This window comes from Peribacillus saganii, from assembly GCF_003429095.1.
In the GTDB taxonomy this organism is placed as follows: Bacteria; Bacillota; Bacilli; order Bacillales; family DSM-1321; genus Peribacillus; species Peribacillus saganii.
This window is the reverse complement of sequence record NZ_QVTE01000045.1, coordinates 23,353-48,977: the sequence shown is the minus strand read 5'-3', so window position 1 is coordinate 48,977 and position 25,625 is coordinate 23,353. Positions and strand designations below refer to the sequence as shown.

The following is a 25,625-nucleotide window of genomic DNA, read 5'->3' as shown; positions in this document are numbered from 1 at the left end:
ATGCTGGTCTTATATTCGGCCATTTTACATTTTACCCTTTCTGCAAAAATAAAACAGCAGGAAAGTGATATCTTCATCACGTTCCTGCTGTTTTCAAATTTACTTAGAAGGTTTCCCCGGTCAATGTCATTGTAACCTCATCGACCTTACCGCCTCGATAATATTTAATCTTCAGCTCATCGCCGATATCCTTCCTGTTATATAAATGCCTTCGCAATCCTACGATATCTGTTATTTCCTCGCCATCCATTTCAACTATAACATCAAATTCCTTTAATCCAGCTCTAGCCGCTGGGGAATTTGGTCTAACTGATGTGATGGCTACTCCTGAAGTAATTTTTGCTGGAAGTTTAAGGGTATTCCTCTGATGGTATTGCGAGATTTCTTCTACACCTGCAAGTTCCACTCCCATATATGGTCGTTTTACTTCCCCGTACTTTTCCAAATCTTCTATTATCGGAATGGCTGTGTCAATCGGAATGGACAGCCCAATTCCCTCAACCGCACTCTGTGCAATTTTCATTGAATTGATACCGATTACTTGACCTCTAAGGTTTACTAGAGCACCACCGCTGTTTCCTGGATTGATGGCGGCATCTGTTTGAATAACCTCTGCGTTCCAGTCCACTATGCCATCCTGATCAATATCAATTTCAATTGTCCTCTCCACCCCAGAGATAATTCCCTGAGTAACGGAACCAGAAAATTGAAGTCCCAGTGGATTACCAATAGCAATCACGGGCTCACCTGGCTTTAATGCTGCTGATTTTCCGAATTCGGCAACAGTACCGATTTCTTTAGCATCCACTTCAATTACAGCCAGATCTGTCCAAACATCACTGCCTTTTAAAGTCGCAGGAAGTTTTTTGCCATCAGGCAGCGTAACCTCCAGCTCATTGGCTCCTTCAACGACGTGGTGATTTGTTGCAATATAAGCTTTTCCATTTACCTTTTCATATAATACACCTGAACCAGTTCCTGCTTCTCCACCCTGCTGCCAGAAGTTTCCCTGCTGGATATTCGTTATGCCTACAACCGCATCACCGGCTTTGTCCGCGGCCTCAGTTACAGCACTTGTCACATCCAGCTCTACATTCTGTTGAACACGTTCTGTATTTCCTTCATTCTGCTCTTCCGTAACACCGCCTTTTAAGCCATTATTCCCAAAGCCCAACCTTGGGAAGGCAACCATTACAAGTAATGCTCCAATAATAACTCCTGTGAGAGCTGCAAGAAAATATCCGCCTCTATTTCCTTTTTGACGCCTGTTTTGTGAAGGATAATCCTGATCGTAATAGCCCAAGCCTATTCAATCCTCTCTCTCTAAAATAATTGCACAAATTATTGTTTGTTCTCTACTCTAATTATACTCAGGACTTTCCAAATTTCGAAAAATATGTACTCAAAATTGGCATGCCTGGAAGGTATTTTATCCTATCAGGATAACCATTTTATAGCTGTATTAGCCAGTAAATGAGGGTTTTTAAAATTGTCCATAAAGGATTGCATAAAAAAAAGGAATGAGAGTCTCTATGACTTCATTCCCGTTCATTTTTAAATTGAAACCAGCTGGGTTGGTGTTTTTGGATCCGTATCATACAGGGAGAATTGCTCTCCCACGATAATACCTTTCGTCTGCAGCGTTTGGGTAACAGACATTTTGGCAAGATCCTTCATGTTATTGTCGGCGCTTAAATGAGCAAGATAAATCCGTTTCGTGTTATCGCCTGCCACTTCACTCATGGCGATCGCCGCATCTTCATTGGAAACATGTCCCACATCACTGAGGATGCGACGCTTCACATTCCATGGATAGCGACCCATTCTTAGCATGGAAACATCATGGTTACTCTCAAAAATATAGGCATCCGCGTTCTTAATGATGGCTTTCATCCGATCGCTGACATAGCCTGTATCCGTGATCTGGACAAGTTTTTTACCATTATGGTGGAACACATAAAACATCGGTTCTGCAGCATCGTGGGATACTCCAAAAGATTCTATATCCAAATTGCCAAAAGATTGGACCGTTTCCATGCCAAACACGAACTTCTGCTCTAGAGGCACCTCGCCAATAAGATGCTCCATTGCTTTCCATGTTTTTTCATTCGCGTAAATAGGCAGTTTATATTTTCGTGCAAGAACGCCCAATCCTTTAATATGGTCGCTGTGTTCATGTGTGACAAGGATGCCTGATAGCTTGGAAATATCACGGTTGATGCCTTTGAATAAGGCTTCCATTTGCTTTCCGCTTAGACCAGCATCAATTAGAATTGCCTGGTCTTCCGTTTCAACATAAAAGGCATTTCCCGTACTCCCGCTAGCGAGAACACTAAAATGCATGTTTATCACTCCAATTTTTTTTCTTCCGGACTCATTTCAATGATTTGGCCTTCAAAGGCATTAACAAACAGATTTTTTTTATTATCCACCACAATGCGCCATGTAGGTGCGAGAACATGTGAGGCTGTTTGGACATATGTGTAATAACCAAGCTCTACCTTGGTGATATCGCTTTTTGCTTTTAAATCATCATTTGTAAACAATATTTCAATGGCCTGAAGGGGTGGAAGGATTTCCACTGGATCATTAAAGGTTTCTATATTCTCAAGATAGGTCTGTTCATATGACTCTATTTCCCTGTTTGAATTTACATGGAGCCTTAGCTCCGCGTTGGCGTTGTTATAAAACATTTTCTTTTGATACTCTTGATAATAAATAATTGTGTTTTGTTCCTCATCGAATGCCCAGAACCGATAATCTTCACCAAATAAAACCGTATCCTTAATGTATTTATCGAGCTGTTCACTTTTAAAGTCCTCATCAATTTTAAAAGGTTTTTCCAGGATTGAAACTAATAAAGTCTCTCCCGTAATGGCTGCTCCCTGACCCTTTAATTTTTGCACATCATCTTTTGTAAAGGTTTTACTTTTTGCTGTTACATACTTTTCCTCTTTTACATTGTCAGGCAGCTTTCCATAAGTAATGTCATTTTCCGTGAGGTCTTCTTCAAGAGATGTTTCAGGAATATATTCGTATTTATTGGAGTTTCTTTTTTCCATGTACTGAAACAATAGAAAAATATTAAGGACAAGAAATACAATTATAAAGATTGATTTAGTTTTACTCCATTCCATTTACTCTTGCCCTCCCAACCGTTTTTTCCCGGAGGGTGAATTAAAAGGTATCGGCCCCCAGTTACCGCCATAGCGGTAGTACCAGGCTGGCTCAAGCAGTATAAGTCTCGATTCCCTTGAGTCTCTTGAAAGCTTATAGCCGATTGTAATATCCTCAAAGGCATCCATTTCCAAATTCATTTCATCTAATTTTCTGATTGCGATTTTTGCAGACGGCAGGTCTGTTACTTCAGATGTACCGGATGGCAGCGGGCTATCTATGGAGAAAAATGGCCTTGTATACCGATAAATCCGATTACTGCCCCATACCTGGACAATTTCAGCCATGCCCATTTCGTTAAAAACAGGATAACCCTGCATAAATAACCGGTAGCTAACCCTTTGCTCTGCTTCACTTAATCCCGCAAATTTAAAATTGTCATCCCAGCCTGCATGGTCATTAATAAAATTGATGCTGCGCTGAAGCAATTCATCTGAATTTATCGAGACAGGATTCCTTCTTTCCAGATTGACATAATCAATCATTACATATTCATCATACACATTCATTAAGCTTGAACCGTCAGTAAACTGCTGTCCACGCGAAACAACTTCTCTTTTTACCCGGCTAGGATCACTAAACAGAGCATCTTTAAACTTATTTGTGTCAAGCATTTCAGGAATGTATTGATAAGTACTCAGATTTGCATTTTCCTTCGGGAGAAAAACTGTCCTGAGCGGAGTTATTTCATATCCTTCGTATTCTGGAAACCGCTTGGCATTATTAAAAAAATACTTTTGGAAGTTTGAAAGGTTTGATGAATTCACCTTACTTTCATAGATCCTCCGGGAATGATAAGAAATAAAATAAAGACTGGACTGTTCGCCCTTAATATTTGCCGCATTAAAAACAATTCGGTCAAAATTGCCATTAGGTACTTCTTTTTCCTCCAGGTCCAGCAAATTTTTATAAAGCCGCAATGGCACTGGGTCAGGAAATTTTATTTCTGCATTTCCGTTCTTATGGACAAAAGCAGTAAAGTTTTTATGATCAATTTTATGGGAGATGTCCTGGAAATCAACAAGCTTCCACTTAAACAGCCCATCCATGACACGATTGATTTCTTTATCATCCAGCGACACAAAGTGCTTCATTTCTTTATGATAAAGGATTTGAGAAGGCTGAATAATATTTTTTATATCCTGTTTGGCTCTAATATTTATTTCTTGAATATATTCATTCTGTTCAGCTTGTTTTAAATCAGGCTGGTAGGTCCAGATATTCCAGGTTAACAGGATACTTGTTGCGACTAAGACGGTCAGAATTATATTTTTTACCCCTTCAATTCTCATGACCAATCATCCTCTTGTTCTTGTTCCGATGGCAGTGTAAAAAAAATGGTTGTTCCCTTTCCTTCTTCACTTTCAGCCCAAATTTTCCCGTTATGGGCCTCCACCATTTCCTTGGCAATTGCCAAACCCAAGCCTGTTCCGCCCAAATTCCTAGACCTTGCCTTATCAACGCGATAGAAACGCTCAAAAATTTTATCCAGGTTGTTTTTTGGAATTCCTACTCCTTGGTCGCTAATGCTTATTTCAACAATTTCATTATTTTCCTTAACACGGAACGCTATTTGTCCGCCTTCAGGAGAATATTTTATCGCATTAGAAATAATATTGTAGAGTACTTGGGTAATCTTATCTTCATCAATATCAACATAAATGGGGCTCTTAGGAATATTACGGTCAAACGTGATGTGCTCTGCCTTTGTCATTTCAAATCGATCAATAATATGATTGAAAAACTCGGTTAAATTAATCCAATTCTTACTTAATCGGTAATCCTTGCTATCGAGCTTTGAAAGTCGCAGCAAATCATTGACAAGGCGGATCATCCGCTCTGTTTCATTCTGAGTAACGTTCAGGAAATTTGGAGCCAAGCTTTCATCTTTCCAGGCTCCATCGGCAAGCGCTTCAAGATAACTTCGCATAGTTGTAAGCGGAGTCCTAAGCTCATGGGAAACGTTCGCAACAAACTCCCGCCGCTCCTCGTCGATCTTTTCCTGCTCGGTAATATCATGCAGAACGGTAATCAAGCCGTTTACAAATCCAGTTTCCTTCTGGATTACCGAAAAATTCGCCCGCAAAATATAAGGCCCTTTTTCTGAACTATAGTCCAGAATCAGTGATTCCTGCTGCTGAAGTAAATCATCAAAAGTATAGTCATTATCCAGTTCAAGTACGGAAACGATTGGCTGACTAAGAACCGTTTCACGTGAAACATCCAGTAATTTTGCAGCCGGTTCATTTATAAGGATTACGCGTCCCCTCCGGTCTGTGGCAATTACTCCATCCGTCATGTAGCTCAATACGGAAGATAGCTTTCTCCGTTCACCTTCAGTAGTGGCGTGGGCTTCCTGGAGCTTCCTGGTTAAATTATTAAACGTTACGGCAAGCTGACCAATCTCATCATTTCCATAAACCTTAACTTTTCTCGAAAAATTCCCCTTGGACATTGCCAGGGCTTGCTTCCTCATATCGGACATAGGCCTTGTAATCGTCTGGGCAAGCAATATACCTAGCACAGCGGTAATGCTCATGGCTATCCCCGTTCCTGTAGCGAAAATACCATTGATCTCCCGCATTTCCTTAAAAACGTTTTCGATTTCAGCGATCATATAGACAGCACCGATTACATCGCCTTTTGAAACGATAGGTGTGGAAAGCACCCAGATTCGTCGGCCATTATGCGGATCCACCAGCATCCGGCTATCTTCTTCACCGACGACAAGCGTCCGTTTAATTAGAATTTCAGTTGTTCTCTTTCCGACAATTCCCTGGTCTGAGTTCGATGTGCCGATGATCCGGCTAGTGGAATCAATGACTCGGATTTCCGAAACATCCGGAGCATAAAAATCCGACAAAATAGGCTTAATATCCTCTTCAACAGTAGGCGCACCCTCTACATCCCTGGACTTGGACATTTCCTCTTCCAGGCTGTAAACAATCAAGTTAATTTGCCCTTTTATAGAATTTCGGAAATTTTCAAGCAGGCGTTCTTCTAGCTGCTGAACAAAATACACACCGATAATCTGCATGGCCACTAGTATCAGCAAAACATAAATCAGGACAAATTTTAAATGAATGGAACGAAAAAAGCTTACTTTTTTCATGCATCTTACTCCTGTTCAGGGTTGCGAAGGTAATAACCTACCCCTCTTCTTGTTACAATCCAGCCAGGATGACTAGGATTGTCTTCTATTTTTTCACGAAGCCGTCTAACCGTAACGTCAACGGTTCGGACATCTCCAAAATAATCATATCCCCAGACAGTTTGCAATAAATGTTCCCTGGTCATTACTTGTCCAATATGCTTAGCTAAGTAATGAAGCAGTTCAAATTCCCGGTGAGTTAATTCAATTGTTACACCGCGCTTTGATACTACATAAGCATCCGGATGGATGACCAGAGACCCGATTTCAATTTCTTTCGATTCATCTTCATCAACAGTCTGACTTGCAATTGCCTGCTGGCGGCGTAAATTCGACTTAACCCGGGCGATCAATTCCCTGGTACTGAACGGCTTTGTTACATAATCATCCGCTCCCAGCTCAAGACCCAGCACCTTATCGATTTCTGAATCCTTTGCCGTTAGCATGATAATTGGAATTTCATATTTCTTCCGGACTTCCCGGCATACTTCCATACCATCGCGCATCGGCAGCATGATATCAAGCAGGATTAAATCAGGCTGAACCTCATCTACCATTTTAACCGCCTCATTGCCATCATAGGCACAATACACATCAAAGCCTTCTTTTTTTAAATTAAATTGTAATATATCTGCAATCGGTTTTTCATCATCAACAACAAGGATTTTCTTTTCCATACCCGTTCTCCTTTGTTTATATCAACTTTTCAGCAAATTTCTATTTATGTATAGAAATAAAAGCTAAGACACCTTCTAAAAGCGCAAGCGCCCTGGCAGAGGAACATCGGCTAAGGGCTGGCTCGTCCTATGCGTCGGTCTGGGCGCTGAAGCTAGACATCTATAATTGGTAAAATAGTTAAATAAGTAATATAGTGAATTACCAAGGCCCCTACTATACTTTAACATTTTATATACACTAATTCACCTTTTTACACGACTATTAAAATAGCAGATATTTGAAAATGAGTACTTTGAACTGCCAAAAGTGAGAATAAAAAGCAAACAAAAAAACACCTGAAAACAGATGTTTTTTGTAAGGATGGCTCGGGACGGAATCGAACCGCCGACACAAGGATTTTCAGTCCTTTGCTCTACCGACTGAGCTACCGAGCCATATTTAATTTAATTTGGCTTAACCTTTATTGGCTTAGTCCTTTGTCCCCAACTCGGGGAGGTAAATCAAGTAGCTGCTCGTTGGGTACAACAAGCAGATAATTCAAGATGTTTTGCTCATTGCTCTACCGACTGAGCTTACCGAGCCATATGTATTTTTCGGATTACGCTAAGCTTCGACCTTCTTTGTCAGCTTCCCTCACTTACATCCTCACGTATGTAAAATACGCTCCGGAGGCCTACACAATGTAGGTCATGAATGCGTTGCAACAGGATGTTGCGACCTTAGCCTTCGGTCCTTAGACTCAATTCCTCGAATCTCCCGCTTATCCCAAACCTTTTATCTTCGATAAAATAATGGTATATGTATAAATTTATGGCGGTCCCGACGGGAATCGAACCCGCGATCTCCTGCGTGACAGGCAGGCATGTTAACCGCTACACCACGGGACCGTTTCAATATTGTTTATGTCCAGCTACAGTGCCTAGCCCTTCGAGGTCATAAGCTAATCAGCTGACGGGGAGAAAACCGTTCCCCTAACAGCTGCTCGTCTTATGCTTGCCAGGGCTGAACGAGGCACTTCTGCTTTTCTAATGACCCCTACGGGATTCGAACCCGTGTTACCGCCGTGAAAGGGCGGTGTCTTAACCGCTTGACCAAGGGGCCATAAATAAAGAGTAATGGTGAGCCATGAAGGACTCGAACCTTCGACCCTCTGATTAAAAGTCAGATGCTCTACCGACTGAGCTAATGGCTCTTTATAGTAATTTATTCCGGTGTGCTATTAGCCGCTCCGTTTACCTCTTTTTTTGATGTAAACTCCGGCAATTCGCAGTTTTTTCATGAAAGCTTTGCTCATCTCTGCCTACTGAGCTGATGTCTATCTATGTAAGAAAATTTATTGTTTCTTGACGACGTTTTTTATATTACCATATAAAGAATAGTAAAAGCAATAGAATTATTAAAAGTTTTTTATTCTTTTCTTTTTTAAGCTAATCTACCATCCTGTACCCAGTGTTTCGCATATTTAAGCTTGTTTTTCACTTAAATCTCAATATTTTCTCTTAACTCCTTTTATGCTCCTCCTCATTGTAAGTAAAATGTAAAACCGCTATAGCTAGCCAATATTCATAGATACTTTCCCAAAAGAGGAAGGCAAGCTAGAATCCCGGCTTGCCTTCCTCTTTTAAGGTGTTGAGTCAAATATTACTCTTATGATGCTCCGAATGAGCAGCCAGACCCCTCGAAACATCCAAAAAATCATCTCCGGTATGAATAGAAAAGAATCCAGTACACCTTCCCAAAAAGTGTAAGTACCCGATTGTTTCTTCTTCTTTCGCTTTTCCCTGAAACGTTTCATGCCTTACACCCTCTTTCTGTTTACTTCTTAATATGTCAAGCTGGCAGCTACGACAATGCCCACTACGATAGCTGCTGAAAACAGGCTGAATCCTATCGCAACGTTTCCTTTTTCCACTTCATTTGCTAAGTTTACCTTTGGCGTCAGTATAAATTCAATGATGAGGTAGGCTACTACTTGCACGACGATTCCGATAAGCCCCCAAATAAAGGCGTCCATCAAGCTTGTGCTGCCTGACCACACTGTGTAGATGATAATGGCAAGCCCGATTGCTTTTCCCCAAAGCTTAAGGGCGACCGCAAGATTCCCTTCAGTGATCAGTTTTCTTTCTGAAAACCGTGTGGTGAGAGCAAAGGCTATCAGCCCTAAAATAATAAGTGCAAAGCCAGTTCCTGTATGCGCTAAAAAGCTAAGAAATGCATCCATGGAAAAAATGTCCTTCATACTATAAATCCTCCTCATTGTCATCAATGGCAACAGGCAAGAAATAGGACGCATTGTCCGTAATCTGGCCTCCTGCGCGAATACCGACCGCACTTGCCTTTCCATTTATCAAAAAACAGCCGTACATAATATGGGCACTCTTTTGTCCATCCACTGTGGTTATTTTGTGAATTGGAAGAGGAACAAACTGCTGAAATACCGGAAGTGAGCCTGAATACGTTTTATGGGCGTCCTCCTGTTTTATGCAGCCATTTTCATCATAGATTTCTACTGTATCGCCTTCTCGTCCAAATGATGGCTTTTTGACAAATTTAATACCTTGTTCCAAAAAATAATCCTTATCTAAATAAGTAGGAAGAAAAAAAGAGTCAATTTCATGATGCTCTTCTTCAGTAAAAAAGGTGTTCCGTTCTTCATGGAGCCCCCATATAAGCGCCATGATAGCCTTAGATTGCAGCAGAAAAGCAGAAAGGGGATTTATCATAGCCAAGCAGCCATCCTTCACCAGCTGGAGCAGCAACAGTCCCACTTTGTCCTTCGTTTCCGGATCTTCATCCTCAACCAGATGCTCTATTGGGTATGTCTGACGGTAAAGCAGATCAATTTTGTGGCCTTCCGGGGTATATAAACCCTTAGGCACCGTAATTTCTCCATTAACTATTACATCCTCACCCACAACCCGCAGCAGACTAAGCGGAATGTAATTCGCTTTAAGCCCGCTCAATTCCAGCAGAAATAAAGCTGTAAGGCGATCCTCCTCGTGATCTTCATGTGAGGTAAACACAATGACCGGATTACCGGAAGCTCCCTTTGAATTCAAAGCAGTAAAAATAGCTTTCTGGATCGCTTCCGCCATTTCATGCTGCAGCCCTTTGTTCGGATTTATTTTTTGAAAATAACGGCATATAAACTCATTTACAAAAAACGTTTCCTTTATGAAGGTAGGCGTATCAGCATTCAGTTCGAGCACTTTCCACCCATATTCGGTCCAGACTAAATCCAGGCGGGCAATGACACTCTCTGTCGGCAGACTCTTAAGCTTAAGGAAAGGTAAGCTTTCGTTTGGGTATCCAAGCTCCAATAGTGTCTCATCTTCAAGCTGGCGCAGCAATCCTGCCGTCTTATTAAAAATAGCCCCTGCTTTTTGCGCAGCTTCTCTCAGTGACAAAATCCGCTGCTTTGATTCTGTTTTAATATCAAGCAAGGCATATTCCATCCCGTATAAATCAGGCCAGAATGCAGGAATATGCCTATAAACCTCTTGCCTTTTTTTCACATGTGTATCCATCTAGCCTCCAAAACCGCCTCTTGAGCCGCTGCCAATTCCTGATTTATAGCTATTTCCTGAGTTATCCGTTCCTTTGTAAGATTTATAGCTGCTTGAATTCATTAAGGCCGACCGTGAAGCAAACCATCCGCCAGCAAACCAGAACATGCCAAAGTGGCTGGAACTCCTGTCATCACAATAATAGCTTTCCGATTCCTTATCCCAATCCCAGTCGTTGCAATCCTCGCCTGTTGGTTCCGCTGGACGGGCTTCATCATCATTGCCGCAGCCAGTCATCGACACAGCCAAAAGCGTAGCGGCCACACCGCTCATCATTTTTTTCGTTTTTTTCAATTTTTCTTACCTCCTGCCTTAAATAGTTAAGCCGGTCGGTGAAACATATAGCACATATACCCTGCGGTCCTCGTCAATTTCGGCTGAATCTCTTTCCCATTCCTTCCCTTGGAAATAATGAAAGGTGCAGCCAATAACCCCTAGAACCTGCATATGATTATCGAGGTAAAAGGAATCAATCACCGGATGATTTCTTATCGCATCCAACTCCCTTACTTCTAGCTTCATTGTTCCGATTCCAGCCGGATCAACAGGTTCCCGAGGACTTTCCTCGTGAATTTTTACATATATGATATACAATTTCTGTTCTTTGGCTGATGATACCTGTTTGTAAGTTACACCTTCTTTTACAAAAAACTCACACTCTCGCCGTGCCGCTATTTGCTCCAGTTCAATATGCTCGTAATGGTATAGTGCTGTGTAATCCTCTGTAGCCTTTAAAAGGCGATACTCCAAAACAGGCCTGTTCATATAACTACCTCGATTTCTTATTTTGTCTCTTATTATACGAAATATCTGACATAAGGTTTCATTTTCTCAAATCCTTATAGTTTTAACCCGATGTACCTTTTTAAAAACTAAAAATGCCCTGCCATATGTACCATGGCAGGGTGATTTAATCTATTTATTGTTATACTTGGCGCCAAGGGCTTCTGACAACGTTCGTCTGGGCGCGGTCAGGACCCACTGAGAAAATGGAAAGAGGCACGCCAGTAAGCTGTGAAACTCGCTCCAGATAGTGGCGGGCATTCGCAGGCAGTTCATCAAGAGATTTACAGCCAGTAATATCCTCACTCCAGCCCGGCAGCTCTTCAAATACAGGTTCACATTCCGCAAGAACCTTCAAGCTGGCAGGAAACTCTTCGATAACTTCCCCTTTATAGCGGTAAGCCACACAGATTTTTAATGTTTCAATTCCTGTCAATACATCAATGGAGTTTAAAGAAAGGTCCGTAATTCCACTGACGCGGCGTGCATGGCGGACTACAACAGAATCAAACCAGCCGACACGGCGCGGGCGGCCAGTCGTTGTACCATATTCACGTCCGACTTCACGGATTTGATGGCCAATTTCATTATCCAGCTCAGTAGGGAATGGTCCATCACCAACACGTGTTGTATAGGCCTTACATACTCCAACTACGTGGTTAATCTTTGTAGGACCTACTCCAGAACCGATTGTCACTCCACCGGCCACTGGGTTGGAAGATGTAACGAACGGATATGTTCCCTGGTCGATATCAAGCATTACACCCTGTGCACCTTCAAACAGGACACGGCGGCCTTCATCAAGAGCATCGTTGAGAACAACAGAAGTATCACAGACGTATTTTTTGACCTGCTGGCCATATTGATAATACTCGTCAAGGATTTCCTCGATTGTAAAGCCTTCCGTTTCATAAAAGCGCTCCAATAATCGGTTCTTTTCTTCAAGATTTCTTGAAAGTTTTTCTTCAAAAATTTCACGGTCGAGCAAATCCGCCATCCGGATACCCATACGTGCTGCTTTATCCATATATGCCGGGCCGATTCCCTTTTTTGTTGTTCCAATCTTGTTAGCACCCTTGCGCTCTTCTTCTACCTCATCCAGCTTTAAGTGGTAAGGAAGGATAACATGCGCACGGTTGCTTATTCTTAGATTATCGGTTGATACCCCGTGGTTATGTAAATACTCAAGCTCTTTTATAAGCGCTTTCGGATCTACTACCATCCCATTTCCGATTACACAAATTTTGTCGCTATAGAAAATTCCAGATGGAATCAAGTGAAGCTTATAAGTAACTCCGTCAAACTTAATGGTATGCCCTGCGTTGTTTCCGCCTTGATAACGTGCGATCGCTTCTGCGTTTTCTGATAAAAAATCGGTGATCTTGCCTTTCCCTTCATCTCCCCATTGTGTTCCAACAACTACGACTGAAGACATTCCAAAGCACCTCCAAAGGTTCACGTTTTACCGGATTATCACCGGTTCTCATACAAACAGATTAAGCTTAACAAGAAAACTAGGGGTATGTCAATAAATATCCGAACATTTTTATTTAATATTAATATTTCGTTCGTATAAAAAATAAAGAAAGTACACTCAATAGTAATCCCTTACTTTATATAAAATAATCATAGCATTAACGCTTTCCCAGAAACGGATGCTGCCTTTCTGCCGGACAAAAAAATATCCCGTCAGTAAAAAACTGACAGGATGTAGTCATTGTTTTGTTTTAAGCCCCAGGCGGTACTCCGGCATCATCAAACCGCCGCTCCAGATTTACGAATTTATTATACTCTTTTACAAAGGCAAGTGAAACGGTGCCTACCGGGCCGTTACGCTGTTTTGCAATAATGATTTCAATGATATTTTTGTTTTCCGATTCCTTATCATAGTAATCATCACGATAAAGGAAGGCAACAATATCAGCATCCTGCTCAATACTTCCTGATTCACGGATATCTGACATCATTGGCCGCTTATCCTGCCGCTGTTCCACTCCACGGGAAAGCTGGGAAAGGGCTATTACGGGAACCTGCAGCTCCCTTGCCAGTGCTTTAAGTGAACGGGAAATCTCCGAAACCTCCTGCTGGCGGTTTTCTCCGGAGCGTCCATTCCCTTGTATCAGCTGCAAATAATCTATCAGAATCATGCCAAGGCCTTGCTCCTGCTTCAGCCGGCGGCATTTTGAGCGGATATCGCCAATTCGCACTCCCGGGGTATCATCAATATAGATACCCGCGTTTGAGAGGCTTCCCATTGCCATTGTTAGCTTGCGCCAATCCTCATCAGTCAATGAGCCTGTCCGAAGGTTTTGGGCGTTGATATTGCCTTCAGCGCAAAGCATACGCATGACAAGCTGTTCTGCCCCCATCTCCAAACTGAATATCGCTACATTCTCTTCCGTTTTTGTGGCAACATTCTGAGCAATATTTAGGGCAAAGGCTGTTTTACCTACAGAAGGACGGGCAGCAACAATAATTAGGTCGTTCCTCTGGAAACCAGCCGTCATCCGGTCAAGCTCAGCAAACCCTGTCGGGATACCTGTAACGTCTCCCTTGCGGTTTGTGAGAACTTCAATATTGTCATATGTCCTGACTAAGACATCCTTAATATTTTGAAAGGCACCTGCATTTTTCCGGTTGGCGACTTCCATAATATTTTTTTCAGCCTCGCTCAGCAGGCCATCTACTTCATCTTCCCTGCTATATCCATCCTGCGCAATCGTAGTGGCAGTGCGGATCAATCTACGCAGCAGCGATTTTTCTTCTACAATTTTCACATAATATTCGATATTGGCAGCGGTCGGCACAGATCCGGCAAGCTCAGTCAAATACGAAATCCCGCCAACTTCCTCAAGAGTTTTGGATGCAGCCAGCTCTTCGGTGACCGTAATCAAATCGACGGCCTTCCCGTTATCGCTGAGCTTTAGCATCACGTTAAAAATCTTTTGGTGGGCGGATCTATAAAAGTCCTCTGGAATCAATGCCTCGGAGGCTTGAATCAAAGAAGAAGGCTCGAGAAAAATAGCACCTAAAACCGCTTGCTCAGCCTCAATATTCTGTGGAGGCAAACGATCTTGAAACAATTCATTCATATAGTAACCTCCTTTGCGAGGAATTTCTTTACAGTCTAGTTATCTCTAATACTCATAATCAAAAATAACGCTAACAGAAAAAATGTGATGGAACCAATCAGGTTCTATCACATTTTTTTGGCTTACTATCTATTCTACCAACTTTACGGCCAGATAAAAATATCAAAAATTAGTTAATTTCTTTTACATGAACAGTTAGTGTTGCTGTTACTTCCTGATGAAGCTTTACAGGAATTTTTGTGTGGCCAAGAGAACGGATGCCTTCTGGCAGCTCCATTTTACGCTTATCGATTTTAATACCATATGTTTTTTGCAGCTCTTCAGCCACTTGTTTTGTAGTAATCGAACCGAACAGGCGGCCGCCTTCACCTGCTTTTGCGCTCAATTCAACAGTTAGCTTATCAAGGTTTTCCTTAAGCTCCTTTGCTTGTTGAAGCTCCTGCTCTGCTATTTTCTGTTCTTTGTTTTGCTGTGCTTCCAGTGTTTTCATGCTTGAATTGGATGCCTCAACAGCAAGGCCTTGCTTAATAAGGAAATTATGAGCATAGCCGTCAGCCACATTTTTAACTTCCCCTTTTTTTCCTTTTCCTTTAACATCTTTCAGAAAGATTACCTTCATTCTGTTTTTCCCCCTTCTAAATATTCATCTATAGCTTCGATTAAACGCAGTTCTGCTTCATCAACAGAAATGTCTGTAAGCTGTGTGGCCGCATTAGTGAGATGGCCGCCTCCGCCGAGGCTTTCCATAATAATCTGGACATTAACGTCGCCAAGGGACCTTGCGCTGATTCCAATCATATTCTCGTCACGCTTGGAAATTGCAAAGGAAGCTGCTACCCCGTCCATGGTCAAAAGCGTATCGGCAGCCTGGGCAATCAGCACCTGATTATTGATTTGGTCAGGTCCGCCTTTTGCAATAGCAATGCCCTTCCGATAAAAGGATACCGTTTCAATCAGCTTGGAGCGCCTGATATACGTATCAACATCCTCCTTCAGGAATTTCTGAACCAGAACAGTGTCGGCTCCCTGGGCCCGCAAATAGGAAGCCGCATCAAACGTACGGGAACCGGTCCGAAGTGTAAAGCTCTTTGTATCGACAATGATCCCAGCGAGCAGTGCGGTTGCTTCCAGCATATCCACCTTGCTGCGTTTTGGCTGGTATTCCAGCAGCTCCGTGACCAGCTCAGCTGTCGAGGATGCATAAGGCTCCATATAAACAAGCAGCGGCTGATCAATAAATTCTTCTCCACGCCGATGATGGTCGATGACTACCACCTTGTCAATTCTATTTAACAATCTTTCATCAATAACCATTGACGGTCTATGGGTGTCTACAACAACAAGAAGAGTTTCATCCGTTATCATGTCGTAGGCTTCTTCCGGAGTGATGAAGCGTGCATATAATTCAGGTTTGTTGCGGATTTCTGCCATAAGCCTCTGAACACTCATGTCAATTTCCGCAAAATTAACAACTATAAACGCTTCCCGATTATTCAGCTGAGCAACCTTTGCAATACCAATAGCGGAACCAATTGCATCCATATCAGGAAACTTATGGCCCATAACAATAACTTTGTCGCTATCAAGGACAATATCCTTTATTGCATGGGAAATGACCCGGGCACGAACCCTTGTACGCTTCTCAATCGGGTTTGTCTTTCCGCCATAGAATTTCACTTTCCCGTTGGTTAACTTAATCGCTACCTGGTCACCGCCGCGGCCAAGTGCAAGATCAAGGCTTGATTGTGCAAGCTGGCCCAGCTCAGGCAAAGAGTAAACACCTGATCCTACCCCAATGCTCAATGTCAGCGGAACATTTTGTTTAGCCGTTGCGTCACGTATCTCATCTAAAATGGAAAACTTGGACCTTTCAAGCTGAGTCAAAATTTGTTCATTATAAATAGCAATAAACCGTTCAGATGAAGTTCTTTTTAAGAAGACACCATTTTCCTTTGCCCACTTATCAAGCAAGGACGTGACAAGGCTATTGATACTGCTCTTCCTTTGATCATCCATACCTTGTGTAAGGTCATCATAATTATCAAGAAAAATGGTTGAGATAACTGTCCGTTCCGCTTCATACATTTTTTCTATTTCTGCCTGCTCGGTTACATCAAAGAAATATAAAAGTCTTTCTTCCTTCTTATGGATGACACGAAATTTTCTTTCCTGCAGTGTTACCGTTTCGTTTTCCATTTCTTGTTTGATAAAAGGAACAATTGAGTCGGCTACATCATAGAGGGATCTGCCAACAAGCGAATCTTCATCAAAACAAGATGCCATAAACGGATTAGTCCACTCAATATACAAATCGTCATTGATTAACATGATACCAATTGGCATTTCAAGGAGGGCTTCCTCGCCAACCTTTTTGAGCCGGTAGGAGAGTGTCGAAATATATTCTTCCGTTTCACGGCGCTTTTTTATATCAATCGAAAAAGTGAAATAAAACAATATCGATATGACTATAAGGCCTAAAAGTGCTATCAGCCATTGATGATAAGCCAGTACGATCAGCAAGAGCATCACAATACCAAGCAATCCGAATAACGGATACCTAATCGACTGATTCTTTAAGTAAGATGGCATATTTTCAGCTCCTAAAGCGCCTGTTAAAAGTAATGTCCGGCTATAAGCCAGCTATCTTCTCTGCATTTGCTCCTGCTTGGGAATCCACGGTTTATAATTCCCAAAAATCCTGATTATCGATAGTACCCTGGAAGGACGAACGATAAAGCAACCGCCAGCATTGGCGCTGCATTTAGCCACCCATTATTGTCCGTGAAAGAAAATCCCTGAAGCAACAAAAAATTGCAGTACAAACAAGAAAAATGACAGCACAGTATAAAGGCTGCCAGCTTCAGCAGTCCTAGAATAAAAAGAAATAATCATTACAATTAAATAATACCATAAAAAGCTGCCAGGGAATCTAAGTTCTTTTACAAAAAACCGCGGAAGCCTTTCATCTGTGAATCTTTTTACTCTCGGACGAGCTGCGGATAATATCAGGAGGGACATCAATAAAAAAAGGATAACCAAAGGCTGTGAAGCAACGAGTTCATCACTAAAAAATCGTTCCCTGTCCTCCGCACCAGGCACTCGCCCAAGGATGCTAATTTTTTTCTGATTCTTCATATCCCTGCCCGAAAAACAAGCTATTATCTATAAAATGAAAGCCCATTAATACGGCTAGGTTAAAACCCTCAAAATTTTAAGGTAACAGAAAGGACCTATATACATTCTACCTATTATTACCCTTATCTTTCAAACTTACCGCTCTCTTTCAATGCATTTGTGACCCGCTTTTTTTGGTTACTATCTTATCACAGGAGAACAAAATAAGATAACTTTAATCCCCGTAAAAATATGAGTAAAAGGTTTTATTACTTAATATGGGGGGTAAATAGATGGTCCAAGGGTTAACAATACAGTACAGAAGGGACTGGTAAGCAATGAATTGTTTAACAGCGACTTCAAGGTCCGTATTGGATGCCTTGAATGGAAGGTTTGCTGATCGGGTGATAGGAACGACGGCACTGAACCGATATACTCAGCGCTAGATTCTTTCACTGCGATTTAGTAAATTCCCCCTGAATCCCGCTCTATGTGGGACGAAAAAAAGCACGAGCCATTCGGTTTGTGCTTTTTTTCGCGGAATATTTCATCAGAGCGTTTATCAGGTGACTCACGAAGTCTGTGTTTTCTATTTAGAAGAAGAACCTGGATAGAACAAAGGCGGAATCGCCCTGGTTAGAGGAACTAAGGCTAAGTTCTCCTCTTCCTCACAAAGCTTTTATCTTGTTTCATGCGATATATGGCTCGAAGCCTATCTTGCTCTGTGGTGGTGCTGCAGTAGCACGTCCTGTGCGTCGGTGCTTTATTTTACACCGTAAAAAAAGTAGCTGGGTGCTGGAACACGAGATAGACCCACTGCTTTTGTTATTTACAACTCGAAAATTTTATAATTTCTAATAGCAATAAAAAAAGAAGCAGGAATGAGTTCCCGCTTCTTTGTTATTTATTACTCACCAGATACGTATGGTAGTAATGCCATTGTACGAGAGCGTTTAATTGCAATCGTCAATTTGCGTTGGTATTTTGCACTTGTTCCAGTTACACGGCGCGGCAAAATTTTACCACGCTCAGAGATGAACTTCTTAAGAAGATCAACATCCTTGTAATCAATCTTAGTGATTCCGTTAGATGTGAAGTAACACACCTTACGACGTTTAGCACGTCCGCCTTTACGTCCTCCTGCCATGTCAATTTCCCTCCTTCTTTAATTATCATATATTCAAGGCCTTATTTCGTCGTTAGAATGGCAAATCGTCATCTGAAATGTCGATAGTTTTACCGTCATTAGCAAATGGATCATCATCTACACGAGTATAGTTGTTGTTGTTTCGTTGATTCTGATTCTGTTGTCCATATGAAAAATCATTATTACGCTGCGGCTGATTTCCATAAGGACCGCCTTCATTTCTTTCACCTGCAGAACTGCTTCTCGGCTCAAGGAACTGAACGCTTTCAGCCAGAATCTCTGTCACATACACACGTTTGCCGTCTTGTCCTTCATAGTTGCGTGTCTGGACTCGTCCATCCACGCCGGCCAAACTTCCTTTTTTCAAGTAGTTGGCAACATTCTCTGCCGGTTTACGCCAAACAACACAATTGATAAAGTCTGCTTCCCGCTCTCCCTGCTGATTCGTAAACGCACGGTTTACAGCTAAAGTAAACGTGGCAACAGGCACTCCATTTGGTGTGTATCGCAATTCAGGATCCTTTGTTAAGCGCCCTACCAAAATAACGCGATTCATCATCAGAATCAACTCCCTTCCAAAGGTTGTTTCATGTGAAACAATTTCGGAATTTTTTATTTATATGGAATTATTCTTCTTCTTTAACTACGATATGACGGATAATGTCTTCGTTAATTTTTGCAAGACGGTCGAATTCTTGAACCGCAGCAGCCTCAGCGTTAACTTTTAAAAGCATGTAGTAACCGTCACGGAAATCATTGATTTCGTAAGCAAGACGGCGTTTACCCCATTCTTTTGATTCGTTAACTTCCGCGCCATTATCAGAAAGAATTGTGTTGAAACGCTCAACTAGAGCTTTCTTTGCGTCTTCCTCAATGTTTGGACGGATGATATACATAACTTCGTATTTTCTCATCACTGTCACCTCCTTTTGGTCTAAGCGGCCCCATTGGGGCAAGGAGCAATTATCTTAATTACTCACAATACGAAATTATATCATAGCTTTCTGGACATTGCAATGAGATTCAGGCATTTCTTTTAAAGCAAAAGATCTGCAACATAGGGCAGCTGCGAAATCCAGACTAAAAGTGTGATTCTATAAAAAGAAAATATATCAATAAAAATCTCTGCAGAAAAATTTCTGCAGAGCGTTTTTCTTTACAAGATTAAAATAACTTTTTTTCGCAGAAAAATAAAGCCCCGACGCACAGGATGTGCTAGTGGCGACCTTTAGCCGTTCTTCCTCTGCCAGGGCGCTTCCGCTTTTCTTTATGTCCAGCTTCAGCGCCCAGCCCCTCGAGGTCATAAGCCAATCACTTCGGAAGGCAAAAAGCGCCTTCTGTCAGTGCTTGTCTTATGCTTGTCGGGACTGACCAGGGCGCTTCCGCTTTTCTTATACATTAAAGCGGAAATGGATAACATCTCCGTCTTGAACAACATAGTCTTTACCTTCTAAACGGACTTTTCCTGCTTCTTTTGCAGCAGTATGGCTTCCGGCAGCCAACAGATCATCATAAGCAACAGTTTCTGCTCGGATAAAGCCGCGCTCAAAGTCAGAGTGAATAATTCCTGCACATTGTGGTGCTTTAATACCGCGTCTGAATGTCCAGGCACGAACTTCCTGAACTCCTGCTGTAAAATACGTTGCCAGGCCAAGTAAGCTATAAGAAGCTCGGATTAATTGATCCAATCCGGACTCTTCAATGCCGAGCTCGGATAAGAACATTTCTTTTTCTTCTCCTTCAAGCTCAGCAATTTCTTCTTCGATTTTTGCACAAATAACAATTACTTCAGCGTTTTCGTTAGCCGCGTACTCACGGACTTTTTGAACATATTCATTATCGTCTGCATTAGCGACCTCATCTTCACTAACATTTGCTACATATAACATCGGCTTCGCTGTCAGCAAATGCAAACCTTTAACAATCCGTTGCTGCTCATCGGAAACTTCTACGGTGCGTGCTGGCTTCTCACTTTCCAGCGCTTCCTTTATAGCTACAAGCACTTCATGTTCGAACATGGCATCCTTGTCTTTTTGCTTGGCCATTTTTCCAACGCGTTCAATACGCTTATTAACAGATTCCAGGTCAGCAAGAATCAGTTCGAGATTTATGACTTCAATATCATCGATTGGATCTACTTTTCCGGAGACATGAGTGATATTTTCATCAGCAAAACAGCGAACAACCTGGCAAATTGCATCAACTTGGCGAATATGAGATAAGAACTTGTTTCCAAGACCTTCTCCCTGGCTAGCTCCTTTAACGATACCGGCAATATCGGTAAACTCAAAGGCAGTTGGAACCGTTTTTTTTGGCTGAACTAGTTCTGTCAGCTTTTGCAAACGATGGTCGGGAACTTCAACAATTCCTACATTCGGGTCGATCGTACAGAATGGATAGTTGGCGGACTCAGCGCCAGCCTGGGTAATTGCATTAAACAAAGTCGACTTCCCGACATTCGGCAAACCGACAATACCTGCTGTTAAAGCCATTTTTACTTTCACTCCTCTTGAAATTCGGCAATCTATTGTTTAAAAGCCCTACTTTTATACTATAGGACGGTACCATTTCGAGTTTCTATGAACCTTTCACAATTATAGAGATTGAATGTAAAAAATACAAGCATCTGGGGCGATATGGTAATTATCACAACTGCGTAATCTTTTCGATATTGACCAAGCAATCATAAACCGTGCTGCCCATTCCGTTATCAGATTCCCGATCAGATGTCAGGACGTTAATGCTTCCGCCAAACTTTTTCCAGATTCCCTCATCAATATTAATTGTCCCTGGGTGAGCTGCTTTCATTACAGCGGCGAACCCATTGACTTCCCCCCGCTCATTCCAAACCCGGACAAGATCTCCCTCCGAAATTTGCAGATTCTCAGAAAGATCCGGGCTGATTTCAACCTTGAGCCTGCCAAGCCCTTGAATTAAGTCGTAATGCTGAGAATGATTTGACCTAAGCGGATGGATAGTTAGCAAGGAATAAGGATACTTTTTAGCCTGATATGGATTTGTCCATTTTGATTCAGCTGGCAATGTTAAAGCAAGCTTACTTTCATATCCCTTTATTTGGCCAAGCTGGGATGTAAATTCATATTTGCCGCTTGGCGTTTGAAATTGTTTGTTTTGCCATGGCACCTTTTTCACAGGAAGTTCTTTATGGTTAGCTTCCTTTAGTGATTCATAGGTAATCCCTAATGACGCTAAAGGCTTTAGCCCCATAGCAATGAATTCCTGGCGGGTAAAATGGAAAGCTTCCCCGAACCCTAACCTTTCAGCGAGCTCCGTCCAAACCCATAGATCCGATTTTGTTTCTCCTGGCGCGTCCACTAGCTTCGGTCCATAATTTACATAATGATGATCCATTGATGAATAATAGATATCTTCTTCTTCAAAAACTGTGGTAGATGGAAGCACATAATCAGCCAGAAGAGCTGTGTCGGTTAAAAAATGATCAATAACAACGACCGTTTCAGCCGATCGGAACGCCTTTTCTACGTGATTGGAATCAGGCACCTGCAAGGCTGGATTGCCGCAGGTTACAAAGACCATTTTGATCCCTGGATTTTTAGCATTCAAAATCCCTTCCGCTTGTTTCATCATTGTAAATTGACGGCTTTCCTTTTTCCTTTCTGGCAACGCTAATGCTCCGATGTCAAAGGATTGGCCAACCTGAAGCTTTCCGAAATTAGCTCCTCCGCCCGGAATCCCGATATTGCCGCTAATCGCCACTAGTGCATCAATTAAACGGATGGTATTTCCGCCGTTGCTGTAGCGCTGCATGCCAAGTCCTATAAAAGTGGAAACAGGCCCGCCCGCATATACCTGTGCCAAATAAGTAATGATTTCCCTTGAAACTTCAGCTTTTTCACAAATTTCTTCAAATGAAATGGATTCTATTAGGGACTGTAAATCTTCAAATCCAGCTGAATGGTTTTGAATAAACTGGCTATCCTGCAATCCTTGCTCCACGATTTCTTTGATTACACCCGCTGCTAGCAGCCCATCCATTCCAGGTTTTATAGAGAAATGTTGATTAGCAATTTTTGCAGTAGCATTATAAATTGGGTCTATAACCGTAATCGGTATCCCTTTTTTCTTTGCTTGTTGAAGACGCTGAAATAAGTGAAGATTGGTTCTCGCTACATTCCGTCCCCAGATTACTATATGGCGGCTATTTAACAAATCTTCCGGGGCATGGCTATGTGAATTGCCAAAATCCCATTTTTGAGCCTCAATGCCTGACCCCCAGCAAATGCTTCCAGTTACTTCGGTTACACCGCCAAAGCAATTAAAAAACCGCTGGTCAAGATTCTTTAGTAAACCGCTGTTTGCATAATCATGGCTATGCAAGATTGATGATGAGCCGTACTTATATTTTAATTCAGCCATTTTAGCTGCAATTTCATCTAATGCCTGTTGCCACGAAACCCTTAGAAATTTTCCGTCCACACGTTTTAATGGGTAAAGGAGGCGTTTAGACGAATTTGTTTTATCCACTAATGTTCTGCCTCGTCCGCAAATTTTTCCCTGGGTAATGGGATGGTCTTTATCACCATCGATACTTGTAATCTTTCCATCCTCAATAGAGACAGAAAAGCCGCAGCAGTCCCAGCAATTCAACGGACAGGAGGATTTTGCTATCTGCGCCATTTATGGTACATCTCCCATCTCTTTATAAAAAAACTATCATTCTATTATATACGTTTTTTGAAAAACATTCTGTATATAAAAAGAAGCATGCTATTCCTCATGCTTCTCAATCACCTTTTTCATTTTTCTTGTAAATTCCCGTCTAGGCAGCATCACGCTATGTCCGCACCCTTCACATTTAATGCGGATGTCCATGCCTAGGCGAATAATTTTCCATCGATTAATTCCGCATGGATGCTGCTTTTTCATTTCTACAACGTCATTTATCCCAAATTCCTTTCCTTCCAAGCTCTTGTCCTCCTTTACTCAGGCTGATTTAGTTTGTTTTGTTTTCCATTCGCTTCTGAGCGGTTATACATGACCATGCGCGGTACTGGAATTTCAATGCCATGTTCATCGAGACATTCTTTAATTTCTCTTCTCAGGACCCTCCCAATAAAAAAGTGACGCATCGGTTTTGTTTCTGCAACAACACGCATAACCACTTCTGCCGGGCCAATATTCTGTACTCCCAGCAATTCAGGAGGCTTCACCAGATCTTCATAGTCAGCGGGAAGTTTTTGAAGAAGGTCCCTGATAACGGTTTCGGCCAATTCAATATTGCCATCATAGGCAATGCTGATATCCACAACCGCTACACTATTATGAATAGAAAAATTAGTAACTTCCATAATATTTCCATTTGGAATCACATGAAGTTCTCCTGTGAAGCTTTTAATCTTTGTTGTCCGCAGCCCAATTTCCATTACATCTCCTTCAAATTGGCCAATACGGATATAATCCCCGACTGAGAACTGATCCTCCAATATGATGAAAAATCCAGTAATAACATCCTTCACTAGGCTCTGTGCACCGAAACCAACAGCAAGGCCAACGATCCCCGCACCTGCAAGAAGTGCCTTTACATCAATAGTCATTGCCTGAAGAATCATCATTAAAGATATAAAAAAAACAACATATGTCAGTACATTTTGCAGGAGCTTTGAAAGAGTCGCCTCTCTGCGCTCGGAAATTCTTAGCGGGCTTCGCGACCTTACCAGGAAGAATTTCCGGATTGCTGATTTCCCCAACCTTATAACGATACCTGAAAGAATCAAAATAATAATAATCTTAAAGACAGCTTCTCCAAAAGTAAGCCATGTTTCTTCATTTGTTATTTTTTCTGTGAATCCCTGAAAGAACCTTTCTGAATACCCCAAAAACGTTACCTTCTTTCACTGCATTTTTATGAGATGTGGTTTTTCACACGAAATACTTTGGGTATATAGGTATAACCATTATGAAAATGGATTTATTCCACTATATATAAAACTTCCATCGGTAGTGGTTTTTAAATAAGACTCTCTATTCCAGGCTTGCTTACTGAGTAACTCTAAATCAGCCGAAGAGAAGAATTCCCGGAAAACCGATTACTTATCCTTAGTTCATAACTGTAATCTTATTTGCTAAGTACTATAAAAGATTATGTGCTGGTTGACAAGTCCAACGATCTTCGTCTCCCCCATTATTTAAATAGAAAATGAGCAGCTTCAAATCTATTACCACGCTGTATGTATACATTCCCCTATTTATCCGTATACTTATAGTACTATTACAGAGGAGTGGAAACAATGAACCTGAGACCCCGCTTTTTTGAGGACAAAGAAAAAGTAAACCGGATTCTGTATGAAGATGTCGATGCATCAAGAAAAATATCCCAGGGTTTGATTTCATTGCTTCCTGCTGGCCATCTTCAGCCTGTTGTAATTGTATGCATCGGAACAGACCGTTCGACCGGGGACTCTCTTGGCCCATTGGTTGGAACTTTATTGCACGAAAAAATCTCTTCCCACTTCCATGTGTATGGAACACTGGAAGATCCTATTCATGCAGTAAACCTCCAGGAAAAGCTGAATGAAATAAACGAAAAGCACGATAACCCTTTTATCATTGGGGTTGATGCCTGTCTAGGCAGACTGAAAAGTGTAGGAGTTGTCCAGGTGGGAGAAGGACCTGTCAAGCCAGGGGCTGGAGTAAATAAGGAGCTTCCTGAAGTAGGAGAAGCCCATATTACCGGCATCGTGAACGTGAGCGGTTTCATGGAATTCATGGTTCTTCAAAATACCCGGCTAAATCTGGTCTTGAAAATGGCAAAAACCATTGCAAATGGAATTTATTTTGCCAGCACCCACTACCATCGAAAACGTACTTTTTCACATTTGAACTGGGCTTACGACCAGGAAAAAACACCGTAAAACCTTGTTCAGTTTACAAGGTTT

Annotated in this window: 23 protein-coding genes and 4 tRNA genes; 1 reads left to right on the top strand and 26 read right to left on the bottom strand. The window is 41.8% G+C overall.

All coding sequences use genetic code 11. From position 1 onward, the window contains the following. Positions 1-103: 103 nt before the first annotated feature. From D0469_RS15440 to D0469_RS15310, 26 genes are all read right to left on the bottom strand, one after another. Positions 104-1,303 (bottom strand): S1C family serine protease, encoded by a 1,200-nt coding sequence (locus D0469_RS15440; RefSeq protein WP_117327617.1) that lies wholly within the window; start codon positions 1,301-1,303, stop codon positions 104-106. Between the two features lie 251 nt (positions 1,304-1,554). Further along, entirely contained in the window at positions 1,555-2,349 is a 795-nt protein-coding gene (locus tag D0469_RS15435) for an MBL fold metallo-hydrolase (protein WP_117327686.1), read from the bottom strand. Next, a complete protein-coding gene (locus D0469_RS15430) occupies positions 2,349-3,137 on the bottom strand; it encodes a two-component system regulatory protein YycI (protein ID WP_117327616.1) in 789 nt (262 codons plus the stop codon). The genes D0469_RS15435 and D0469_RS15430 overlap by 1 nt, the downstream gene beginning before the upstream one ends. Continuing rightward, a complete protein-coding gene (locus D0469_RS15425; RefSeq protein WP_117327615.1) occupies positions 3,138-4,469 on the bottom strand; it encodes a YycH family regulatory protein in 1,332 nt (443 codons plus the stop codon). Further along, a complete protein-coding gene (walK, locus tag D0469_RS15420; RefSeq protein WP_117327614.1) occupies positions 4,466-6,289 on the bottom strand; it encodes a cell wall metabolism sensor histidine kinase WalK in 1,824 nt (607 codons plus the stop codon). Before walK ends, D0469_RS15425 begins: the two co-directional genes overlap by 4 nt. Positions 6,290-6,294: 5 nt before the next feature. Further along, positions 6,295-7,005, bottom strand: coding sequence for a response regulator YycF (gene yycF, locus D0469_RS15415; protein WP_117327613.1), 711 nt, complete (start codon positions 7,003-7,005; stop codon positions 6,295-6,297). 362 nt (positions 7,006-7,367) lie between these two features. After that, positions 7,368-7,440: transfer RNA gene (locus D0469_RS15410), tRNA-Phe, on the bottom strand. A gap of 377 nt (positions 7,441-7,817) precedes the next feature. Further along, positions 7,818-7,893: transfer RNA gene (locus D0469_RS15405), tRNA-Asp, on the bottom strand. Positions 7,894-8,035: 142 nt separating this feature from the next. Next, positions 8,036-8,107: transfer RNA gene (locus D0469_RS15400), tRNA-Glu, on the bottom strand. Positions 8,108-8,122: 15 nt separating this feature from the next. Then, positions 8,123-8,198, bottom strand: a tRNA-Lys gene (locus D0469_RS15395). A gap of 630 nt (positions 8,199-8,828) precedes the next feature. Continuing rightward, positions 8,829-9,245, bottom strand: coding sequence for a DUF350 domain-containing protein (locus tag D0469_RS15390; protein WP_233523083.1), 417 nt, complete (start codon positions 9,243-9,245; stop codon positions 8,829-8,831). Position 9,246: 1 nt separating this feature from the next. Further along, a complete protein-coding gene (locus D0469_RS15385; protein WP_117327612.1) occupies positions 9,247-10,533 on the bottom strand; it encodes a glutathionylspermidine synthase family protein in 1,287 nt (428 codons plus the stop codon). Then, entirely contained in the window at positions 10,534-10,866 is a 333-nt protein-coding gene (locus tag D0469_RS15380) for a hypothetical protein (protein ID WP_117327611.1), read from the bottom strand. An 18-nt stretch (positions 10,867-10,884) separates the two neighbouring features. After that, a complete protein-coding gene (locus D0469_RS15375) occupies positions 10,885-11,337 on the bottom strand; it encodes a hypothetical protein (RefSeq protein ID WP_117327610.1) in 453 nt (150 codons plus the stop codon). 160 nt (positions 11,338-11,497) lie between these two features. Continuing rightward, complete coding sequence (locus tag D0469_RS15370; RefSeq protein ID WP_117327609.1) at positions 11,498-12,790, bottom strand: adenylosuccinate synthase; 1,293 nt, start codon at positions 12,788-12,790, stop codon at positions 11,498-11,500. 292 nt (positions 12,791-13,082) lie between these two features. After that, positions 13,083-14,447 carry a replicative DNA helicase gene (gene dnaB, locus D0469_RS15365; protein WP_117327608.1) on the bottom strand — a complete coding sequence of 455 codons (1,365 nt, stop codon included), beginning with the start codon at positions 14,445-14,447 and terminating at the stop codon, positions 13,083-13,085. Between the two features lie 169 nt (positions 14,448-14,616). Beyond that, positions 14,617-15,066 (bottom strand): 50S ribosomal protein L9, encoded by a 450-nt coding sequence (gene rplI, locus D0469_RS15360; protein WP_117327607.1) that lies wholly within the window; start codon positions 15,064-15,066, stop codon positions 14,617-14,619. Next, positions 15,063-17,036 carry a DHH family phosphoesterase gene (locus D0469_RS15355; protein WP_117327606.1) on the bottom strand — a complete coding sequence of 658 codons (1,974 nt, stop codon included), beginning with the start codon at positions 17,034-17,036 and terminating at the stop codon, positions 15,063-15,065. Before D0469_RS15355 ends, rplI begins: the two co-directional genes overlap by 4 nt. 183 nt (positions 17,037-17,219) lie before the next feature. Continuing rightward, positions 17,220-17,582 carry a DUF2232 domain-containing protein gene (locus D0469_RS15350; RefSeq protein ID WP_117327605.1) on the bottom strand — a complete coding sequence of 121 codons (363 nt, stop codon included), beginning with the start codon at positions 17,580-17,582 and terminating at the stop codon, positions 17,220-17,222. 886 nt (positions 17,583-18,468) lie between these two features. Further along, positions 18,469-18,708, bottom strand: coding sequence for a 30S ribosomal protein S18 (gene rpsR / locus D0469_RS15345; RefSeq protein ID WP_101596180.1), 240 nt, complete (start codon positions 18,706-18,708; stop codon positions 18,469-18,471). 52 nt (positions 18,709-18,760) lie between these two features. Continuing rightward, positions 18,761-19,267, bottom strand: a complete 507-nt coding sequence (gene ssb, locus D0469_RS15340; RefSeq protein WP_117327604.1) for a single-stranded DNA-binding protein — start codon at positions 19,265-19,267, stop codon at positions 18,761-18,763. A gap of 67 nt (positions 19,268-19,334) precedes the next feature. Further along, entirely contained in the window at positions 19,335-19,622 is a 288-nt protein-coding gene (gene rpsF / locus D0469_RS15335) for a 30S ribosomal protein S6 (RefSeq protein WP_117327603.1), read from the bottom strand. A 477-nt stretch (positions 19,623-20,099) separates the two neighbouring features. Further along, the gene (gene ychF / locus D0469_RS15325) at positions 20,100-21,200 is read right to left on the bottom strand and encodes a redox-regulated ATPase YchF (protein ID WP_117327601.1); all 1,101 of its coding nucleotides are present in this window, start codon (positions 21,198-21,200) and stop codon (positions 20,100-20,102) included. Positions 21,201-21,354: 154 nt separating this feature from the next. Then, complete coding sequence (locus D0469_RS15320) at positions 21,355-23,367, bottom strand: molybdopterin-dependent oxidoreductase (RefSeq protein ID WP_117327600.1); 2,013 nt, start codon at positions 23,365-23,367, stop codon at positions 21,355-21,357. Positions 23,368-23,457: 90 nt separating this feature from the next. Further along, a complete protein-coding gene (locus tag D0469_RS15315) occupies positions 23,458-23,655 on the bottom strand; it encodes a DUF951 domain-containing protein (RefSeq protein WP_117327599.1) in 198 nt (65 codons plus the stop codon). Positions 23,656-23,669: 14 nt separating this feature from the next. Next, positions 23,670-24,566: a mechanosensitive ion channel family protein gene (locus D0469_RS15310; RefSeq protein WP_117327598.1), complete on the bottom strand. Its 897-nt coding sequence runs from the start codon at positions 24,564-24,566 to the stop codon at positions 23,670-23,672. A 411-nt stretch (positions 24,567-24,977) separates the two neighbouring features. Here D0469_RS15310 and yyaC point away from each other — a divergent pair, with 411 nt between their 5' ends. Then, positions 24,978-25,601 carry a spore protease YyaC gene (gene yyaC / locus D0469_RS15305; protein WP_117327597.1) on the top strand — a complete coding sequence of 208 codons (624 nt, stop codon included), beginning with the start codon at positions 24,978-24,980 and terminating at the stop codon, positions 25,599-25,601. Positions 25,602-25,625 lie beyond the last annotated feature (24 nt).

Excerpts from the sequence above, each read along its gene's own strand:
- D0469_RS15430 (WP_117327616.1), bottom strand. The coding sequence starts at position 3,137 with ATGGAATGGAGTAAAACTAAATCAATCTTTATAATTGTATTTCTTGTC.
- D0469_RS15425 (WP_117327615.1), bottom strand. The coding sequence starts at position 4,469 with ATGAGAATTGAAGGGGTAAAAAATATAATTCTGACCGTCTTAGTCGCA.
- rpsR (WP_101596180.1), bottom strand. The coding sequence starts at position 18,708 with ATGGCAGGAGGACGTAAAGGCGGACGTGCTAAACGTCGTAAGGTGTGT.
- rplI (WP_117327607.1), bottom strand. The coding sequence starts at position 15,066 with ATGAAGGTAATCTTTCTGAAAGATGTTAAAGGAAAAGGAAAAAAAGGG.
- yycF (WP_117327613.1), bottom strand. The coding sequence starts at position 7,005 with ATGGAAAAGAAAATCCTTGTTGTTGATGATGAAAAACCGATTGCAGAT.
- ychF (WP_117327601.1), bottom strand. The coding sequence starts at position 21,200 with ATGGCTTTAACAGCAGGTATTGTCGGTTTGCCGAATGTCGGGAAGTCG.
- D0469_RS15320 (WP_117327600.1), bottom strand. The coding sequence starts at position 23,367 with ATGGCGCAGATAGCAAAATCCTCCTGTCCGTTGAATTGCTGGGACTGC.
- D0469_RS15385 (WP_117327612.1), bottom strand. The coding sequence starts at position 10,533 with ATGGATACACATGTGAAAAAAAGGCAAGAGGTTTATAGGCATATTCCT.
- D0469_RS15350 (WP_117327605.1), bottom strand. The coding sequence starts at position 17,582 with ATGAAGAATCAGAAAAAAATTAGCATCCTTGGGCGAGTGCCTGGTGCG.
- D0469_RS15390 (WP_233523083.1), bottom strand. The coding sequence starts at position 9,245 with ATGAAGGACATTTTTTCCATGGATGCATTTCTTAGCTTTTTAGCGCAT.
- D0469_RS15355 (WP_117327606.1), bottom strand. The coding sequence starts at position 17,036 with ATGCCATCTTACTTAAAGAATCAGTCGATTAGGTATCCGTTATTCGGA.
- ssb (WP_117327604.1), bottom strand. The coding sequence starts at position 19,267 with ATGATGAATCGCGTTATTTTGGTAGGGCGCTTAACAAAGGATCCTGAA.
- D0469_RS15375 (WP_117327610.1), bottom strand. The coding sequence starts at position 11,337 with ATGAACAGGCCTGTTTTGGAGTATCGCCTTTTAAAGGCTACAGAGGAT.
- dnaB (WP_117327608.1), bottom strand. The coding sequence starts at position 14,447 with ATGAATGAATTGTTTCAAGATCGTTTGCCTCCACAGAATATTGAGGCT.
- yyaC (WP_117327597.1), top strand. The coding sequence starts at position 24,978 with ATGAACCTGAGACCCCGCTTTTTTGAGGACAAAGAAAAAGTAAACCGG.
- D0469_RS15370 (WP_117327609.1), bottom strand. The coding sequence starts at position 12,790 with ATGTCTTCAGTCGTAGTTGTTGGAACACAATGGGGAGATGAAGGGAAA.
- rpsF (WP_117327603.1), bottom strand. The coding sequence starts at position 19,622 with ATGAGAAAATACGAAGTTATGTATATCATCCGTCCAAACATTGAGGAA.
- walK (WP_117327614.1), bottom strand. The coding sequence starts at position 6,289 with ATGAAAAAAGTAAGCTTTTTTCGTTCCATTCATTTAAAATTTGTCCTG.